We start from the raw sequence: 17,826 nt of genomic DNA, 5'->3' as shown, positions 1-17,826 counted from the left end.
GCACTTTCGAGCGTTGAAAGGGGCGAAAGCTAACCCCTCGGCGCGTCAACAAGCGCCACAATCTCAGTTTCATACGCCTGCGAGGACGCCATCGATCCCCGGAACCAGCACACTGCGTGGACGGACGGGTCGCCTGGGACCACCATGGGCCGGAGGTTGTCCACGGTGGATCCCTCTGTGATGGCTTCCCACGTCCAGCTCGCGCCGGCATCGGATGTCACTCCGCGGTAGATCTCGTAGTGTTCTGTAGCTTTGCCCGTCCTCGGATCCACAGGTGCAGAGATATAGACCCGGTCCAGATCATTCGGGTCCACAGCACCCAGCCCGGTGTAGTCCTGCTCGTGCGGCAGCAAACCGGGACCGGCGACGGCGAGTGGATGCAGCTTCCAGCGCACCCCGTCAAAGCGGGCGTACAGCAGGCGGTGATCGTCGACGTCGAGCATTTGCTCCCGCTGCAGCGGACCGTTCACGTCGTTGGCCCGGCACGTGACGATCGCCGCGAGTTCCGTGCCCCGCCGGCGAAGGTCAGTAGTCCAACCATGGGTGAGGACATCGCCGTCGAGCGTTGATCCTGCCTCGAAAACGGTGGTCAGGGCCGCCTGGTTGATCCCGGCTGAGCCGATGACGGGCTTGCTGACCACCTTGCCCTCGGCGTCGTGGAGTCCATCGCCCTGGATGTAGCCGTGGTAGATGCTGTTGTTGAAGTCGCGGGGGTGGTGGTCCGTGGTGATCAGGTCGATCCGGTCCGTGCCGTTGCTGACATATCGGGTGTAACCGTTGACGTAGCCGATTTTGGGGCGGGTGAAGAGCTTGCCGCCGTAGCTCCAGGTGCTGCCGTCGTCCTCGGAAATCATCAGTGTGGGGTCGTCGTTGATGGCGCGGACAAAATTGTAGACCCGGCCTTCGGCGCTTAAAGCGTGGAGGTTGGAGTAGGTGGCACCGCGGCCGTCGGCGAGTTCCGTCCAGTCGAACTGCTGCTCGGGCTCCCACTCGGACGCGTCGTGCGGCTTGGTGGACACGCGCCAGCGGGAATAGTTGTCCGTCTTGTGCTTGGCATACATGGCCACGTAACGACCGTCGGGCCGGATGAAGAGAGCCGGGGCGTTGTGGTCATCGGCCTCCAACCTTTCATGGAGTACGTAAACGCGGCTTTGGCCCGTAGCAAGGTTCACCACGGCAACTTCGATGTTGCCGCCACGCTCCGCACCACCCTGTCCTTCCGGGGCAGCAACCGAGCCCACCAGCAACGTGTTAGCGGCGGGGTCGATCAGTGCGCGCTCGTCCTGGAACCAGCACCACGCCCCGTTGTTGTTGAGGACAAGTGGACCTTGCAGGAAAGAGTTGACCATGGGAATCCTTTGCGGCTTTGCATCGTTTCAATTCCAGTGTGGGTACTAGTCTAGGCGCATGACGACTCGAGCCAATGAACTCACCGCCCTGGTTACCGGGGCCACCGCCGGGCTCGGTGCGGAATTCGCCCGCCAACTCGCCGAAGCCGGACACCACCTGGTCCTGGTAGCCCGCGACGAACAGCGCCTGAAAGAAACGGCCGAAGAGCTTGAACGCGACTTCAGTATCTCGGCGGAGGTTCTTTCCGCGGACCTGACCACCGACGTCGGCGTTTCAGCCGTCGCAGACCGTTTGCGGGACGCAACACGGCCCGTGGATGTCCTGGTTAACAATGCCGGCATCGGGCTGTTGAAGTCGTTCGAAAGGAATGAGCTGGACGAGGAACGCCGCCACTTGAGGCTCCACGTCCAGACACCCATGGAGCTGAGCCACGCGGCGCTGGAAGTCATGCTGGCCCGGGGGAAGGGGCGGATCATCAACGTTGCCAGCGTGGCAGCGTTCGCCAACAGGGGCACTTACTCCGCAGCGAAAGCCTGGCAAGTGACGTTCAGCCGGTGGGCCAACATCACCTACGCAAAATCCGGCGTGCAGGTCACTGCGGTGTGCCCCGGGTTCACCCACACCGAATTCCACGATCGCATGGGCATGGACAAATCCGTTGCTCCCCGGTTCTTGTGGCTCACCGCCGAGCGTGTGGTGCGCGAGGGGCTGGAGGACAACGCCCAGGGCAAGGGTGTTTCCATACCGACGCGCCGTTACAAGGTGGTCAGCTTCTTCGCCCGGATCCTGCCGGCCAAGCTCACCTCCGGCCCGCCTCGCCGGCCGCTGGAACCCTAGGCAGGAAGCTGGGACGAGGGACTTGACCACGCCCCACAGGGACCATCGGGTTACTATGACACTTCATTCGAGCCTGAGGGGGCAGTGCTATGAAGAACAAATCCTTGGCATTAGTGGGGGCCATAGTTCTCAGCGGATTACTGCTGAGCGGTTGCTCCGGTGCCGGCTCCACCGGATTCCAGGCTTTGGAACGGGAAGCAACGGCGGCGGACAATCCGCCGGAGGACCTAGATCTCGGCGAGATCCACATGGAAAAGATTCTTCTGGTTGCAGAGGCAAACGGGAAGAAATATTACCTGGGACAAGGCAAGCAAGCCCGCCCATCCTGCCTGATCGTAGAATCCGTGGACCCATACTTTTGGCACAGCGGCTGCACCGACTCCATCCAGGGCGAGATGCTGAGAATCAGTGGCCCGGACCAGAAATCCGCTGTTCTGGTTTCCGATGACTACGACACCAAGCAGCTGGAATCGAGCGGCCTGACGAAAATCCACCCGAACATCCTGGTAGTTACAAACTGACCCGGCTCCGCGGCGCCCGCACCAGCACAGCAACCGCGATGCCAACTACGGCTCCTACGAATGTCTCGATGGCACGTTCCATGACCAGCACACCCGGATCCATGGGTGCGGCCAACTGTGCGATCAGCAGGACCACCGGCGTGAAGAACACCATGGCCCACCCGTAATGCCGTGCCATGAACAGCTCTGTGGGGAACTGGCACAGAACCACCAGCACAGCGAGTACCACCGCGGTTTGACCGGGGAAATACTGCAGCGGCGATAGCGGACCGGGGAAAAGCACGACGGCGACAATCGCCAACCCGAGGAATGTTCCCACAATGCGGTGGATACCTCGGTGGACGCGGCTTGGGAGGTCGGCGCCGGCTAGCGGCACAGCCGCGGCGGCCATGGCCCAATGCGGGTGGCCGCTCCCGCTGAGGACACCGATAGTCCCCGCGGCACTTACCGCCAAGGAATAGCGCGCAGCGTGGACCAGCGCGGCTTGACGCAGCGGGCCGCGGAGGACGGGAACGTCGCGGGCAGCACCGGCCTCCCACGTACGTCGCCGGAGCCAACCGGTAAAACCGACCACAATGGAAAAGGCGGCGGACGCTGCCCCGATGAGTACCGCCGTCGTGAACGGAACATTGGTGGGCGCGGATGCACAGGCGCCCAACGCGAGGATGCCGAAGAACGGGCCGATCGGTTTGAGGCGCACGGCGTCGGCATACAGCGACCCGAACCCGGCAAACAGGGTGGCCACCAGCACCAACCACCAGGAGTGGATGTGGTTCACGGAAAGGAACACGCCGATGGTCAGCCCGCCCACCAGGAACAGGGCAGCCTGGACTTGGTGTTTGAGCCGCAGCTGATGCGTTTCGTTGCGCCCGTACATCCCGGTCAGCGCACCGAAAACGGCGTACATCATGAGGTCCGGACGGCCAATGAGAAGGAGGAACAGTCCGGGAACTGCGACGCTCAGGGCCACCCGCACCGCCGAGAGGCGATCGTTGTTGGCAGGGCCCAGCCGGTGGAGTTCGCGGGCGTGGACCATCAATCCGGGCACAGGGGAACACCACCAATCAGTTAAGGCTTGTCTTTGAAAATTAGCAGTGTCGCCGTCCAAGCCGCCATAAGCCCGGTCACAACCCGTAGTGGGCTTCGGCGCGCGTACGGGTAAAGGTCTGGGAAGATCGAGGTATGCCCGTCGCTTTCGTCTGCCGCACCCGCTCCACCATGTCGCCGCAGGAGCTGTTCGACCTTTCCCGCAACATCGATGCCCACGTGGGGTCCATGACCCAGAGCCGTGAGAAGGCGGTGGGCGGCGTTACCACCGGGCTGATCTCGGAGGGCGAGACTGTCACCTGGCAGGCGTGGCACTTGGGAGTCCGCTTCCGCATGACCAGCCGCATCACGCGGATGGAGGCACCGTCGTCGTTCTCTGATGAACAGGTGAAGGGCCCTTTCAAGTACCTCCGGCACACGCACGAGTTCCGGCCGGACGGCAGCGGGACCCTCATGGTGGATACCGTGGAATTCGCGGCGCCGTTCGGTCCTTTGGGACGGCTGGTGGAGAAGCTGATCCTGGCCCGGTATTTGCAAAACCTGATCGAGAAGCGCAACGGGTTTCTGGTTGCCCAAACCCCGCAAGCCCTAACCCCACAAGCCCAAACCCCGCAAGCCCAGGACCCGCGGCAATGATCAGGCTCGCGCATGCGGACGACCTGCTGATATTGCAGGAGATCGAGCGTGCCGCGGGCCAGGCTTTCCGGGCCTTGGGAATGGACTCCATCGCCGACGACGAGCCCCTCTCCATCGATGAGCTGAACAGTTATGCCACAGCCGGGCGTGCCTGGGTGTCCGTGGACGGGCTCGACTACCCGGTGGCGTATCTCTTGGCGGACATCGTGGACGGGGCCGGTCACGTCGAACAAGTGAGCGTCCACCCCGATCAAGCGCATCAGGGCCTGGGCCGCGAACTGCTGCATGCCGCGCGCGTCTGGACGCGAGGCCACGGAATGCAAAGGCAAACCCTGAGCACGTTCCGGGACGTGCCGTGGAACGCCCCGTACTATCGTCGCCTTGGTTTTGACGTGCTCGACGCCGGCAGCTGGGGTCCGCAGCTGGCCCACCTGATGGAGCACGAGGCTGAGTTGGGCCTGACCCGTTGGCCGCGCGTTGCCATGTGGCGTCCTGCGGTCCCACCGAAGTAACTACTCCGCTACCAGCTCAACCTCGTAGCTGTCCGTGTTGAGCAGGTACGCGGCGTAGTGGTCCGGGCCGCCGGCGTGCGGATACTTGGACTCGAACATCTCGTACCAGCCTGCGTCCGCGCCGAGCGCCCGGATCCTGTCCACGTTCTCCCGGGTGCCAGCATGGAAGGCCACGTGGTTCACCCCCGGATCAGTGCGCCTGTGGCTTGTACCGGTGATGGCATCAGTCTGCTCCACCACCACGTACGTGCCATCGAGCTTCCAACTGCACCCCGTGGGCCACTCCTGGAAGGGCTCATAGCCGAGCTCGCCCAACAGCCACCCCCACTCTTCCCTGGCCCGTTCAAGGAACGGCACCCAGATCTCAAGATGGTGGATCGACCCCACCGGAACCTCACGCATGCGCCGATTCTACGAGGTCCGCGCCCGTTCCACATCGGCCGCGCTCGCCGAGTCGCCCGCTGCGCGGAGCCCTGCGATGACACCGTCAACATCAGCCGGAGTGCGGTTCTGGCTGAGTTTCGTCTTGGCTTCTACCCTGCTGATCAAAAGTTCGACGCCGACAATCGCCCGCAGTTGGCCGGCAATGAACCGCTCGGGTGCTTCGTCTACGGACCATGGTTGGGGCATGCCGGCCTCGTGCTGGTCAGACAGGCGCCGCACGTGCCTGCCCAACCACTGCGCGTCGTCGTGAATGACGAGTTCACCGTAGACGTGGGCGGTGGAGTAGTTCCAGGTGGGGACAACCCTGCCGTGTTGGGCTTTGGAGGCGTACCAGGACGGGGAAATGTAAGCATCCGAGCCCTGCACGATCATCAAGGCCTCTCCGGTAGCCGGCATGGACCACTGCGTGTTGTTGCGGGCCATGTGCGCGTGCAAGGCGCCGTGCTCGCCGACGGTGGGCTCGTAAACGAACGGCAGCAGGGTGGCGAGCAAGCCGTCCTCCGTCATGGTCACCAGGTTGGCTGCCCCGGAGTCATGGAGCAGCGAGGCCACGGCCTCCTCGGAAGCGGCAAAGTGAGCTGGCGTGTACATGGGGTTCCTACTTCCTGAGCCTGACGCGGACAGCTGCACCAGCACAGACGATCACTGCGAGGCCGCCCACAATGGTGGTCCAGGTCATCGACTCGCCTAACAAGAGTCCTGCCCAAGCGATGGTCATGACGGGCTGGACGAGTTGGATCTGGCTGACCTGCGCCATGGGTCCGATGGCCAGGCCTCGGTACCAAGCGAAGAAGCCGAGGAACATGCTCACCACCCCAAGGTAGGCGAAGGACAACCACTGGATTGGGGTGGCAGAAGGAGCGCCGGAACCCAGCGAGACCACCGTCAGCAGGATCATCACGGGTGCCGCCACTACCAAGGCCCAGGAGATGGTCTGCCATGCGCCGAGTTCCCTGGCCAGCAATCCGCCTTCCGCATAGCCAATTGCGGCGGCAACCACGGCACCAAGCAGCAGCAGGTCCGCCCAGTGGAGGGAACCAAATCCACCGGACTGAACCAAGGCGAATACCACCGCGGCAATCACTCCCACCGCGGTCAGGACCCAGAACAACGGGCGAGGACGTTCGCGTCCCCTGATCACCGCTACGGTGGCCGTGGCTGCGGGCAGTAGCGCGATCACCACGGCTCCATGGCTGGCGGACGTGCTGGTGAGGGCGAAGGTAGTGAGCAACGGGAATCCGGCCACGATCCCTCCGGCCACCACAGCCAGCCGCAACCATTGGATGCCCTGTGGAAAACGTTGCCGGGTCAGGCCCAAGGCAAGCGCTGCAAGGATGGCGGCAACCACGGCACGGCCCGCTCCGATAAATAGGGGAGACATGCCCTCCACAGCCACCCGGGTGAGCGGCACCGTGAAGGAGAAAGCAACGACGCCGAGGAGGCCCCACCAGATTCCGGTCGATGTCCGGGTGGATACCACTGGTCGAGAAAGTGTAGTAGCGCTACTATTAGGACTCATGAATCACGATAGCAGTTCTCGGATCGTCTCGCGAGTAAAAGAATGGATCGCAGGGGCGGCGCCGGGAGCCAAACTGCCATCCACGCGACAACTCGTTGCCGAATATCAAGCAAGCCCCGTCACAGTGCAGAAAGCCCTGAGGACACTCACGGCCCAGGGCCTCATCGAGAGCCGTCCCGGCGTGGGAACCTTCGTGCGGGCATACCGCACGGCCAGGCCCTCGGACTACGGCTGGCAAACAGCGGCGTTGCGGGCGGCCCAAACCGCGCGGCCCCTGAACTCTGCCGCCATGCGCAGTGCCACCAACGACGTCATCGCGTTCCACTCGGGGTATCCGGACCGCGAACTCCTCCCTGAAAGACTCGTCCGCGCCGCCCTCACGCGGGCCGCAAGGGGAGACGCCGCCCTGTCCCGGCCGCCCGCGCAGGGGCTTCCCGAACTTCAGACCTGGTTCGCGCATGAACTGAGTACCTCAACGCCGGTTGGCGTCACGCCGCCCCAGCCAAGCGACGTCGTCGTTCTTCCAGGCAGCCAGAGCGGACTCAGCTCGATTTTCCGCGGTCTGGTGGGGCACGGCCAGCCGCTGCTGGTGGAGTCGCCCAGTTACTGGGGCGCGCTGCTGGCAGCGGGCCAGGCCGGGGTAAATGTCATTCCTGTCCCCAGCGGCCCGGAGGGGCCTGACCCGGACGAGCTGGAGAGGGCTTTTGAGGAATCCGGAGCGCGGTTGTTTTACGCGCAACCCAATTTCGCCAATCCCACAGGTGCGCAATGGTCCGCGGAGCGTGGCGAGGAGGTCCTGAGGATCGTCCAGCGGCACGGAGCTTTCCTTGTGGAGGACGACTGGGCACACGATTTCGGCATCACCGCGCCATCAGTGCCACTCGCCGCCAAGGACGACTCCGGCCACGTGGTGTACATCCGATCGCTGACCAAGAGCGTTTCGCCATCCATCCGCATCGCAGCCATCATCGCGCGGGGTCCTGCACGCGAACGCATCATGGGCGCGCAAGCCGCCGAGTCAATGTATGTCAGCGGCTTGCTTCAGGCGGCAGCGCTCGACGTCGTCACGCAGCCCGGGTGGCAGACGCACCTTCGCGGCCTCAGCCACCAACTGCAGTCGCGGCGCGACCTCCTGGTCACCAGCCTCCGCGAACATGTTCCGCAGGCCCACCTCAGCCACCTGCCCAAGGGTGGCTTGAACCTGTGGTTGCGGATGCCGGACGGGTTCGACGTCGATCAGCTCACCAAAGATTGCGAGGCTGCCGGGGTGCTCATTGCCGCCGGAACGGAGTGGTTCCCCGCTGAGCCGGAAGGGCCGTACATCCGCCTCAACTACACCGGACCCAATCCGGGCGCCTTCCCGGAAGGTGCGCGGATCATTGGCGAGGCAGTCCAATCGCAGTTGGGCGCTTAACAAGCCGTAGCCACCAACACCAAGGAGAGCGCCTTGGGGTTGGTGGCTACGGTGGGCGGCAAACTGCCGCGAACTAACTGAATCGCTTGTATTAAGCGTCGCTGTGCAGAAGTTGCAGGCAGTGAGTTCCTAAGCGGGGGTCAAGTCCTTGTCGCTCTTGCCAAACACGGCATCATCGATCGGCCGGCCGTCGAACGGCATTTCGTCCAGGTTGATGAGCGGGTTGGTGTCCTGCGTTGCCACGAGCTCGCGTGCCTCTGCCTGGGTGTCCACACTGGGCATGGAGCCGGGCAGGGGACGCTGGGCGGATTCACGCAGGAAGTAGATGGCCACCGCACCCACGATTGACGTTGCCATCAGGTAGTACGCCGGCATCATGTCGTCGCCGGTGCCTTCGATAAGGCCTTGCACGATGAACGGCGTGGTTCCACCGAAGATCGCTACGGAGAAGTTGTACGCGATGCCCATTCCGCCGTAGCGGCTGGATGTCGGGAACAGGGCCGGCAGGGCCGAAGCCAGGTTGGCGATGTAGAACGTCACCGGGAAGGCAATCAATGCGAGACCGGCAAGTGTGGACCAGATGTCGCCAATGCCGATCAGCAGGAAGGCTGGTATAGCGAAGACGATGGTGCTGCCTGCGCCGATCCACAGCACGGGACGCCGGCCGATACGGTCGGAGAGCTTACCGGTCAGCGGGATACAAACGGCCATGATCACCAGGACCGGGATGGTCAGCAAGGTGCCGTGGACGGGGTCGTAACCCTTGGAATCCGTAAGGTATGTGGGCATGTACGACGTCAGGGCGTAACCAACGGTGTTGGCTGCGGCTGCGAGGATCATGGCCAGCACGATTTGGCGCCAGTAGGCCTTGATGATGCCAATGGGGCCCTTGGCTACCGCAGCATCCTGCGATGCTGCGTCCTTGGCAGAAGCTTCCTGGGCGTCCAGGGTTGCCTGGAACTGGGGGGATTCCTCAATCTTGCTACGGAAATACACGGCGATGAGGCCCAGCGGACCAGCGATCAGGAACGGAATCCTCCAACCCCATTCCTCCATGGCCGTCTGTCCGAGCGTCAGCTGCAGGACCGAAACCAGGGCGGCGCCGAGGGCGAAGCCGATGTAGCTGCCCATATCAAGGAAGCTGGCGAAGTAGCCGCGGCGCTTGTCCGGGGCGTACTCGCTGACGAAGGTTGTGGCACCGGCGTACTCGCCACCGGTGGAGAAGCCCTGGATGAGCTTCAGGATCACCAGCAACGCGGCGGCCCAGATGCCGATCTGCGCGTAGCCGGGAAGGAGGCCGACGGCGAACGTACTTGCCGCCATGAGCATCAGTGTTGCTGCGAGCACCTTTTGGCGGCCCACCTTGTCGCCCAGCCAACCGAATACGACGCCGCCGAGGGGGCGCGCGATGAAGGTTGCGGCGAAGGTGCCCAGCAGGAAGAGTGTCTGTACTGATGGGTCTGCTTCGGGCAGGAAGACAGGACCCATGGTGGTGATGAGGTAGCCGAACACGCCGACGTCGTACCATTCCATGGTGTTGCCGACGATCGTGCCGCCGAGTGCTTTGCGCAGCATCGGCTTGTTCACCACGTTGACGTCGGACTCTTTCAGCCGGCGCTTCGGGCGAAGCTTCGTTTTCTTGGTTGCGTTCTTTACTGCATGTGCTGCGTTCGTGGCGGCCGGGGTGGGGCCTGCCAATACCTGGTTCCCGGTGGCGTTCCTTGCGCCATCCGGAGAGACGGTGTTGCTTTGGTCTGTGGGCATTTGGGCTTCTCCTAGGGAGGTCATTTGCTTGCGACTTCTGCTGCCCCGCTCTGGGCAGGGTTTCAATTTTACGCGTTTTGGGCTGAAATCCCGAGTTGAGATCCGATTTTTGGGCCATATGAGGGTGCAAATTGCCTAGCTGTGTTGCATCTCATTACCCGCTCTTGCCCCGTAAACATGCGGATCCGGACCCGTTTTTGCCCTCCGGAGCACGTTGTTACCAAATTGTTTAGCTGAGCCAACTTAACGTGCCGGATTCGGGCCCAAAAGCTGATGATTTGAGGGGGCTACCGTGATGATCCGATCACCACGGTTGCCTCCAATTCCTCGTCCGAGGCCACCTCCGCGATGAACCCCGCCTCGCCTAGAATCCGAGCGGTCTCCAGCGCCTGTTGTCCCGAGGTTTCCATCACCACGGACCCTCCCGGCCCAAGCCACTGAGCCGCCCCCAGCGCTATCCGACGCTGCACATCCAAACCGTCAGCGCCGCCGTCGAGCGCCACCCGCGGCTCATGGAGCCGCGCCTCCGGCGGCATCATCCCGATTGACTCTGTGGGCACGTACGGCGCGTTCGCCAACAGGATGTCCACCTTCCCGCGCAGTTCCCGGGGGAGGGCTCCGTAGAGATCGCCGTGGTGCACAGAGCCGCCTCGGGGCTCAACGTTGCGGCGCGCGCACTGGACCGCGGCGGGGTCGATGTCCGCCGCGTGCAGCTCGCAGCTCCCCAGGAGATCGTTGAGAGCTGCACCTATAGCGCCGGAACCGCAGCAAAGGTCCACGACGACGGCACGGCGCCTGGCTGTTAGCGGCTTGGCGATCATCGCCGCTTCCCGCACCAGGAACTCCGTGCGACGCCGCGGCACGAACACGCCAGGTCCTACGGACATGCGCTTCCCGCAGAAATCCGCCCACCCGACGATGTGTTCCAAGGGCTGTCCGCTGAGACGTTGGTCCACCATGCGGTTGAGCTGCTCCGGATGGTGGGCGGCGTCGATGAGGAGTTGGGCTTCGTCCTCCGCGAAAACGCAGCCGGCAGCGCGCAATGTGGTGGCGATGGATGCTCTCCGGGTCACGTTTGCCATGCTAGCCGAGGATGAATCCTTGTGCGGTTGGAAGAAGCTGCAGGTGAGGGGTTCACAAATCTGCCGGGTCTTGGTTAGGGTATGAGGCATGGGAACACTGATTTTTGAGTAGACCGGCCTCCGGCCCCTCGCGGCACAGCCGAGTTTCACCTGACAAAAATCCACGCCTGTTGAGGCCCTGCCTCCATGCCGTTCCCGTTCTCGACGCCTTTTTCCCGAACCGCAACGACATGGGATACGTGTCTCTTCAGGACTCACACTTTTAGGAGTCCACGTATGACTGCCAACCCTTCCGAAAACAAGAAGACCCCGGCTTCCGGTGGTATCAAGTCCAAACTGACCGACGCCCAGAAGGCAATGCTGGCCAGCAAATCCGGGGGCGGTGCACCGGCCGGCTGGCAAAGCACCGGCAAGGGGCACAAGCCCACCTCCGCCAGCGGCAAGCAGGCTAAGACCGAGAAGAAGGTCCGCTGGTAAACCTGCGGACAGGCACATGGAAATACAGGCACACTGGAAAGGAAGAACCATGACTGCGAATCACGATTCTGAGCGCATCAATCCTGAGGTAGCGAGCCACTTGGTGGAGTCCATGGACATGGCCCCGATGCCCGAGCCCACAACCATTGCCGTGGCACTGGGCGCTGACCAGAGCAAACAATGGCCTGACGGTAACGGCAAACGACGCCACCCGAAGGAACGCGACCAAGCCCATGGCCGTATGGGCCAAGGCGCAGCCGTGACGGCGGTCCACAGGACCAGCCGCCCGCAGATGCCGCACTCCTCCTAACAGCAACTCCCTACGAACCAGCCCAGCTTCGGGACAAGCCAGCCCTTACTGCACCGTCAGGACGGGCCTCTGGTTTCCAAAGTTGGGCTGGTTCCAAAGTTGGGCTGGTTCATGAGCCGGCCAGCGTTACCTCGCCAGCGGACTTGTCCGGACGCCACCCACGCCACACCGGATGCCTCAGCTTTCCAGGGCCCGTCCATTCCCCAAATGTCACTTCCGCCACGAGCTCAGGACTCACCCATGTAGCGCCCGCAGCGTCTTCCCGGGGAATGTCCGCGAACGGCGACTCAACAATAGCCAGGGGCTCCAGTTTCTCCATGATGTCCCTGAGCTGCCAGTCCTTGAAACCGCTGCCCACCCGGCCCACGTAATGTAGCTTGTCGCCGTCCGGGATGCCCAGCAGCAATGCGCCGAAGGTCCCGGCCCGTGCACCGGCACCGGGCCGCCAACCGCCCACCACCACTTCCTGGCTCTGCTCCAGTTTGAGCTTGATCCAGGACCTGCTGCGGCGGCCAATCACGTAACGGCTGTCGGCTTTCTTAGCCATGACTCCTTCCAAGCCAAGCTCGGCGGCACTCGTCATAAGGTCCTCAACGTCGTGGTCCAGCACCGCGGAAAGGTGAAGGGGACAGCCGCCCCGCAAGCGATCCGCAAATCCGGAAAGCCTCTCCCTGCGCTCGTGGAAAGGCAGCCCGCTAAGGTCCGTGCCGTCGTCGTACAGAAGATCGAACAGCATGAGCTGCACCGGAACCGTTGCCCGGGCACGTTCGATGTCCGCAGCTTTGACCAAGTTCATCCTCAGCTGCAGCCGGCCGAAATCAGGCCGCGATCCTTTGCCGAGCGCCACAATTTCGCCATCAGCCACGAAATCGCCGTCGGGCCAGCATGCGCGGTCCGTCAGTTCGGGATAGGCGGCGGTGAGATCGTTTCCGTTGCGGCTCATGAGTCGGATCCTGCCCTCGGTGCCGGTGATGATTGCGCGGATTCCGTCCCACTTCAGTTCATACAGCCAATCGTCGCCGCGGAGATCGGCGGTGGTCCCGGAAGTGGCCAGCATGGGGGTGTAGTTCGGCATGGGCCGGGGAGCAGGGGCCTGAGTCGGAGCGGACTTGGGTGCCGCGGCTTTGGCCGCAGATTGGGCGCCCCGACGCCCTCCCGGCTGCTCCTTCATGAGATGGATCAGCCAGTTCTGACCCGTATTGATGAGCGCGAACCGTTTGGTGCCACCAAGGCCACCACCCGGCTCGCCTGTGAGCGTCGCGATCACTTCCTTGCCGTCGCGCCACTTCTCGCAGGTGTACTCGCCGCGGTCCCAAATGGTCATGGTCCCGGCCCCGTACTCACCCTTGGGAATGACGCCCGCGAAGTTCGCGTATTCCATGGGGTGGTCCTCGGTATGAACGGCAAGGTTGTTGCGGTCGGGGCTTTCCGGGATGCCACGCGGCAGTGCCCAGGAAGCCAGGACGCCATGGTGCTCCAGGCGCAGGTCCAAGTGGTAGCGGCGGGCGTGGTGCTCCTGGATGACGAAAATGCCGCCGGGCGGTGGAGGATCGCCCGGCTTCGGCTGATCGGAGGCGGAGCCCGCCGATTGCGGGGAGGCAGAAACAGCCGACGACGACGGAAACGGCTCCGGGGTTTTGCCCGGATCGCGCATCCCGACGTACTTGGCGAGACGGTTCTCTACTGTCACCACACGCTCGCGGGAACGGCCGGTGCCTGAACTGCTTCCGGCAGTACCGTCGTCGTCATTCTCATCCTCGCCGTGAGGCGGCAGGTGGCGTTCGGAGATCGGCGCGAAGTGGTCTTTGCCTGTCTTCACGCGCTTCATCACGGCCACATAGTCGAGGTGTTCCAGCGAAGGAGAGGAGAGCTCCCGCCAGGTGCGGGGCGCGGCGACCGTAGGGTGGGCCTTCCCGCGCAGCGAATACGGGACGATGGTGGTCTTGTTCCCGCTGTTCTGGCTCCAGTCAACCAGCACTTTGCCGTGGCGGAGGGACTTCTTCATGTCGCTGACCACCAGCTCGGGGTGGTCCGATTCCAAGGCCCGGGCCAGCTCTTTGGCGAAGGCGGACACTTGCTCGGACTTCAGCGTCCCGTCCAGGCCAGTGTAGAGGTGGATGCCTTTGCTGCCGCTGGTAACAGGGACCGGGTCCATTCCCATGTCCTGCAGGATGGAACGGGCAAGCTTGGCCACTTCAACGCACTCGGGCAGTCCTGCCCCGGGCCCGGGGTCGAGGTCCAGGACGAAACGGTCGGGGCGGAGCGACTTCCCTGAAGGATCCACCTGCCACTGCGGTACGTGAATTTCCAGCGACGCGATTTGGGCCATCCATGTGAGCGTCGCAAGGTTGTTGACCATGGGATAAACATTGGTGTGGTCCGAATGCTGAATGGCGGCACGGGGAATCCATTTGGGTGCCGAGTCCTCAAGGTTCTTTTGGAAGAACACTTGCCCGGGGTTTTCGGCGGTACCCACTCCGTTGACCCAGCGCTTGCGGGTGACGGGCCGGTTGGCAGCGGCAGGGATCAGGAAAGGCGCCACTGCGGCGTAATACTCCAGCACTTCGGCCTTGGTGGTGCCGGTTTCCGGGTAGATGATTTTGTTCAGGTTGGTGAGGGTGAGCTCGTGGCCTTCCACGTTCACCCGCTCCTGTTGCTTGCCTGCCACCTCTTCTCCTCTGCTGTGTTGTGCTGTTGACTGGGTGCATGAGGGCCATATGGAAGGGATCTATCGCGTTCGGTCTGGTCAACGTACCAGTGAAGCTCTACAGTGCCACGGAGGATCACGATATTGGCCTGCACCAAGTCCACAATAAGGACGGCGGGCGCATTCGATACCAGCGGAAATGCGAAATTTGCAGCGAAGTTGTGGCGTACGAGGATATTGACAAGGCCTACGAAGAAGAAGGCCGCACGGTAGTTCTGACGTCCGCCGAATTGAAGTCGTTGCCTGAGGAGAACAGCCGCGAAATTGAGGTGGTGGAGTTTATCCCCGCCGAGCAGCTGGACCCCATCATGTACGAGCGCAGCTATTTCCTGGAGCCTGACTCCAAATCGCCCAAGGCGTACATGTTGCTCCGGCAGACGCTCGAGGACACGGACAGAATCGCCATTGTCCAGTATGCACTGCGGCAGAAGACCCGCTTGGGGGCGCTCAGGGTGCGGGGGGATGTGCTGTTGCTCCAGGCGCTGCTGTGGGGCGATGAGGTCCGCGAGGCCAAGTTCCCGTCGCTGGAGACTGATATCAAGATCTCGGACAAGGAATTGGAAATGTCTTCCGCCCTGGTGGAATCCATGGCGCACGACTTTGATCCCGACGAATACACCGATGACTACCAAGCGCAGCTGAAGACACTTATCGAGGCCAAGCTGGAGAAGGGCGAAGCGCTGGACACCGAGGCAACCTTCGGCGTGGTGGAAGGTGAAGGCGAGGGCGGCGACGTCATCGACCTCATGGAAGCGCTCAAGCGCAGCCTGGACAAGAAACGCGGCAAGGAAAAAGCGGACGACGACGCTGCTGCCGCCAGCAAAACTGCCAGCAAACCAAAGGCGCGGGCCAAGAAAAAGGCGTGAACCGGCGTCGTAATTCCACAAAGCTGCGGCCGTCCGGTGGGCGGCCGCAGCTTTTGTTGGTTAGTGATTCCGCAGCATGGAGATCAGCTCAGATTTCTTCTTGGCCGAGTAGCCTTTGAGGCCGAGCTCTTTTGCACGTGACTTCAATTTGTCCACGGTCCAGTCATCGTAATCACCGGACTTTCCTCCCTTGCTGCCTACTTCTTTGCGGCCTTTGGCTGCGGCAGCGTTGGAGATACGTGCTGCCTTCTCCTTGGAAGCGCCATCATCGCGAAGCTCCTCATAGAGCTTTGGGTCCTTCAAGCTGGAATTCTTCTTTCCCGGCAAGATGTGTTTCCTTTCTCTAATTCCACTAGTCCCTAATTCTCCCTACTTCTACTAGGCACCGGTTTCGTAGTGCGGTTCCGCTACCGGTTTGGACTCGGGCGAACCACGTTCACGGAGGTACACGGAGGCTCCCACCAGGACGGCCACAGCAAGGAACTCACTCTGCCAGTTCTGGAAGGACTCAAACCAGAATTGACTGGAAGCAATGTATTCCCAGGTGGAGACCTCGGGCAGGCCATGGCTGAGCTGTTCCTCGTTGTAAGCGGCCGCGCCACCTACCGCGTGCAATGTGAAGGAGGCCAGGAACAGGAGGCCCAGCAGGCCGGAGAGCGAGTGCTCATAGACCTTCAGCACCCAGCCGCCGCGCCTCACCGGCCACGGGGTCTTGGGTGACTTCTTGGCATCGCGGGGATCTTGGTCCTGTGGTGCTTCCTTGTCCACGGGTTTTGACTCCGAGGATCCCCTTTGGAACAGGAAAACGGTAAGGACCACGTACATGGCCATTTGAAGGAACTCCGATTCCCAGTTTTCAAAGACGGCTTCCCAGAAGCTGCCTGATGTCAAGAAATCCGGGATCCCGGTGGCCGGCTGGCCGTGAGCCTGTTGTTCCTCGCTATAAGTTGCCGCTCCCGAGATGATCATTCCCCCGAGGAAGACGACGAACAGGCCTGCGTTGACCAACAGCAAGCCGTGGTCCTTGACCCAATGGCGCGCGGGCGTCTTGTCCTTGCCGGATGTGTCGGGGTGCTTGACGGGTCTCAGCATCGGGCTCACTCTTCCCTTGCAATGCCGTTGCCGTAGCCGTCGCCGTTTCGGATGGCGCGGCGGTGCAGCCATAGCGGCGTTCCCACCACCAGGAGCAGCAGCACCAGGATGATGAATCCTGCAGCAACAAGCCCAGCCGTCCGGCCGGCGGTGAAGTCAAAAACGAGGGTGGCAGAGCCAACGATCAACAAAGCCACACCAGCCAAAGCCCACTTGGTGACCACATCGGCACTCGAAACCAGGGTGGCCTTGAGCCCCCTGCGGAACAAGCGGCGATGAACGCTGACCGGGAGCACGATGAGGACGGTGGTCAGGGCTGCCACCATCACGTTGACGAGGTAGAGGCTCCGTTGCCAGTCGTCCAGGAGTTCGAAGCGTTCCTGGAAGGGGAGTGTGAGCAGGAAACCGCCGAGGATCTGCACCCCTGTTTGGAGAACCCGTAACTCCTGGATCAATTCCATCCAGTTCCGGTCCATCCGTTCCTCGGTGGACTCGTTCCTGCCGATCCGGGGAGCCTGCTCCGGCTCTACCATCTGTGCACCTCCGTGTGGTTCTGGTGGACGACGACCATACTCCGGACTACGGTCGGAACTATCAGCATTCCTCGATCTTTTGTGTCGGGGCCTCATCGGATTTCCAAGGAGGAAGCAATGAGTCAGGACGAACACCGCGTGGACCCGGAAAGCGAGCCCGGCGGCTACGGCACGCCCACGCCTGAGCAGGAAATGCCCGGTCAGGGTGATGAGCGCGAGACGCCCGAACGGCCGGCCCAGGGAGAGCCCGAGGCTCCGGGTGACGAGTTCCCCACTCCCCAGGACCCCGACGCGGCACCCCCGCCCTCGACCACCGGAGAAAGTCCGGACGGGGCTGAATAAGCTCCGAGGACGGCTGAGGGCCGCCCCCGGGCTGCAGCTGTGCTGCGGCGGGGGGCAGCCCTACGTCGTCTGGAGCAAGCCCCCGTTGCTCTATACCGTGTGTCCCCTACGACCCGACATGAAGCTCAGCAGCCAGCCGATGGCCGCGATGACGAGGAGGATGACGCCTACCCACAGCAGCCAGTTCAGGGCTTGCGAGAAGCCGCCTACGAGAAGGAGAACAATTGCTACTACACCAGCAATGATCAGAAGCGTATTCATGGTCAGCACATTCCTTTCTGGGGGAATCTTTGATGAATCGCCGATTCCCAACTATGCATTCCGATTTACTTCGATTTAGTTATGCCGGTACTTGGAGGCGGTCCGTCGCCTC

Annotated in this window: 21 protein-coding genes; 9 read left to right on the top strand and 12 right to left on the bottom strand. The window is 62.6% G+C overall.

Annotation, left to right across the window (positions count from 1 at the left end; genetic code table 11):
• Positions 1-29: 29 nt before the first annotated feature.
• Positions 30-1,349 (bottom strand): BNR-4 repeat-containing protein, encoded by a 1,320-nt coding sequence (locus tag J3A64_RS16885; protein ID WP_210065014.1) that lies wholly within the window; start codon positions 1,347-1,349, stop codon positions 30-32.
• Positions 1,350-1,407: 58 nt separating this feature from the next.
• On the opposite strand from J3A64_RS16885, the gene J3A64_RS16880 reads away from it, so the two are divergent.
• Together J3A64_RS16880 and J3A64_RS16875 are read left to right on the top strand one after the other, a co-directional pair.
• A complete protein-coding gene (locus J3A64_RS16880) occupies positions 1,408-2,187 on the top strand; it encodes an SDR family oxidoreductase (RefSeq protein ID WP_014920452.1) in 780 nt (259 codons plus the stop codon).
• An 89-nt stretch (positions 2,188-2,276) separates the two neighbouring features.
• Positions 2,277-2,708 (top strand): hypothetical protein, encoded by a 432-nt coding sequence (locus tag J3A64_RS16875; protein WP_210065013.1) that lies wholly within the window; start codon positions 2,277-2,279, stop codon positions 2,706-2,708.
• Here J3A64_RS16875 and J3A64_RS16870 read toward each other — a convergent pair.
• Entirely contained in the window at positions 2,698-3,816 is a 1,119-nt protein-coding gene (locus J3A64_RS16870) for an FUSC family protein (protein WP_210065011.1), read from the bottom strand. The genes J3A64_RS16875 and J3A64_RS16870 overlap by 11 nt on opposite strands.
• A 74-nt stretch (positions 3,817-3,890) precedes the next feature.
• Here J3A64_RS16870 and J3A64_RS16865 point away from each other — a divergent pair, with 74 nt between their 5' ends.
• On the top strand, positions 3,891-4,391 hold the full coding sequence (locus J3A64_RS16865; RefSeq protein ID WP_210065009.1) for an SRPBCC family protein: 501 nt from the start codon (positions 3,891-3,893) through the stop codon (positions 4,389-4,391).
• Complete coding sequence (locus J3A64_RS16860) at positions 4,388-4,903, top strand: GNAT family N-acetyltransferase (protein ID WP_011773043.1); 516 nt, start codon at positions 4,388-4,390, stop codon at positions 4,901-4,903. The genes J3A64_RS16865 and J3A64_RS16860 overlap by 4 nt, the downstream gene beginning before the upstream one ends.
• Here J3A64_RS16860 and J3A64_RS16855 read toward each other — a convergent pair whose 3' ends face one another.
• The 3 genes from J3A64_RS16855 to J3A64_RS16845 are packed head-to-tail and all read right to left on the bottom strand — an operon-like array spanning position 4,904 to position 6,866.
• Positions 4,904-5,305 carry a VOC family protein gene (locus J3A64_RS16855; RefSeq protein ID WP_210065007.1) on the bottom strand — a complete coding sequence of 134 codons (402 nt, stop codon included), beginning with the start codon at positions 5,303-5,305 and terminating at the stop codon, positions 4,904-4,906. It lies immediately after the preceding gene.
• 9 nt (positions 5,306-5,314) lie between these two features.
• A complete protein-coding gene (locus J3A64_RS16850) occupies positions 5,315-5,938 on the bottom strand; it encodes an FMN-binding negative transcriptional regulator (protein ID WP_210065005.1) in 624 nt (207 codons plus the stop codon).
• A 7-nt stretch (positions 5,939-5,945) separates the two neighbouring features.
• The gene (locus J3A64_RS16845) at positions 5,946-6,866 is read right to left on the bottom strand and encodes a DMT family transporter (RefSeq protein WP_210065003.1); all 921 of its coding nucleotides are present in this window, start codon (positions 6,864-6,866) and stop codon (positions 5,946-5,948) included.
• On the opposite strand from J3A64_RS16845, the gene J3A64_RS16840 reads away from it, so the two are divergent.
• On the top strand, positions 6,865-8,280 hold the full coding sequence (locus J3A64_RS16840; protein WP_210065001.1) for a PLP-dependent aminotransferase family protein: 1,416 nt from the start codon (positions 6,865-6,867) through the stop codon (positions 8,278-8,280). The genes J3A64_RS16845 and J3A64_RS16840 overlap by 2 nt on opposite strands.
• 129 nt (positions 8,281-8,409) lie before the next feature.
• Here the strand turns inward: J3A64_RS16840 and J3A64_RS16835 are convergent, their stop codons facing one another.
• On the bottom strand, positions 8,410-10,044 hold the full coding sequence (locus J3A64_RS16835) for an MFS transporter (protein WP_011773048.1): 1,635 nt from the start codon (positions 10,042-10,044) through the stop codon (positions 8,410-8,412).
• A gap of 287 nt (positions 10,045-10,331) precedes the next feature.
• Positions 10,332-11,216, bottom strand: coding sequence for a putative protein N(5)-glutamine methyltransferase (locus J3A64_RS16830; RefSeq protein ID WP_210064999.1), 885 nt, complete (start codon positions 11,214-11,216; stop codon positions 10,332-10,334).
• A 186-nt stretch (positions 11,217-11,402) separates the two neighbouring features.
• Between J3A64_RS16830 and J3A64_RS16825 the strand changes: the two genes are divergently transcribed.
• Positions 11,403-11,603: a hypothetical protein gene (locus J3A64_RS16825; protein ID WP_043469623.1), complete on the top strand. Its 201-nt coding sequence runs from the start codon at positions 11,403-11,405 to the stop codon at positions 11,601-11,603.
• A gap of 49 nt (positions 11,604-11,652) precedes the next feature.
• Positions 11,653-11,913: a hypothetical protein gene (locus tag J3A64_RS16820; protein ID WP_210064997.1), complete on the top strand. Its 261-nt coding sequence runs from the start codon at positions 11,653-11,655 to the stop codon at positions 11,911-11,913.
• A gap of 109 nt (positions 11,914-12,022) precedes the next feature.
• Here the strand turns inward: J3A64_RS16820 and J3A64_RS16815 are convergent, their stop codons facing one another.
• Positions 12,023-14,581, bottom strand: a complete 2,559-nt coding sequence (locus tag J3A64_RS16815) for an ATP-dependent DNA ligase (RefSeq protein WP_210064995.1) — start codon at positions 14,579-14,581, stop codon at positions 12,023-12,025.
• Positions 14,582-14,619: 38 nt separating this feature from the next.
• Here J3A64_RS16815 and J3A64_RS16810 point away from each other — a divergent pair, with 38 nt between their 5' ends.
• Positions 14,620-15,486: a Ku protein gene (locus J3A64_RS16810; RefSeq protein WP_014920463.1), complete on the top strand. Its 867-nt coding sequence runs from the start codon at positions 14,620-14,622 to the stop codon at positions 15,484-15,486.
• 60 nt (positions 15,487-15,546) lie between these two features.
• On the opposite strand, the gene J3A64_RS16805 is transcribed toward J3A64_RS16810, so the two are convergent.
• From J3A64_RS16805 to J3A64_RS16795, 3 genes are read right to left on the bottom strand one after another with little or no spacing between them, the layout of a single operon-like run.
• A complete protein-coding gene (locus tag J3A64_RS16805) occupies positions 15,547-15,813 on the bottom strand; it encodes a Rho termination factor N-terminal domain-containing protein (protein ID WP_014920464.1) in 267 nt (88 codons plus the stop codon).
• Positions 15,814-15,864: 51 nt separating this feature from the next.
• The gene (locus tag J3A64_RS16800; RefSeq protein WP_143711594.1) at positions 15,865-16,578 is read right to left on the bottom strand and encodes a DUF6766 family protein; all 714 of its coding nucleotides are present in this window, start codon (positions 16,576-16,578) and stop codon (positions 15,865-15,867) included.
• 5 nt (positions 16,579-16,583) lie between these two features.
• Positions 16,584-17,111, bottom strand: a complete 528-nt coding sequence (locus J3A64_RS16795; RefSeq protein WP_043805687.1) for a DUF6328 family protein — start codon at positions 17,109-17,111, stop codon at positions 16,584-16,586.
• Positions 17,112-17,228: 117 nt separating this feature from the next.
• Between J3A64_RS16795 and J3A64_RS16790 the strand changes: the two genes are divergently transcribed.
• Positions 17,229-17,453 (top strand): hypothetical protein, encoded by a 225-nt coding sequence (locus J3A64_RS16790; protein WP_014920467.1) that lies wholly within the window; start codon positions 17,229-17,231, stop codon positions 17,451-17,453.
• A 90-nt stretch (positions 17,454-17,543) separates the two neighbouring features.
• On the opposite strand, the gene J3A64_RS16785 is transcribed toward J3A64_RS16790, so the two are convergent.
• Complete coding sequence (locus J3A64_RS16785) at positions 17,544-17,714, bottom strand: DUF4175 domain-containing protein (protein WP_143711595.1); 171 nt, start codon at positions 17,712-17,714, stop codon at positions 17,544-17,546.
• Positions 17,715-17,826: the final 112 nt, after the last annotated feature.

This window comes from Pseudarthrobacter sp. PvP004, from assembly GCF_017876035.1.
GTDB classification, from domain to species: domain Bacteria; phylum Actinomycetota; class Actinomycetes; order Actinomycetales; family Micrococcaceae; genus Arthrobacter; species Arthrobacter aurescens_A.
This window is presented reverse-complemented; position numbering and strand designations above follow the sequence as displayed.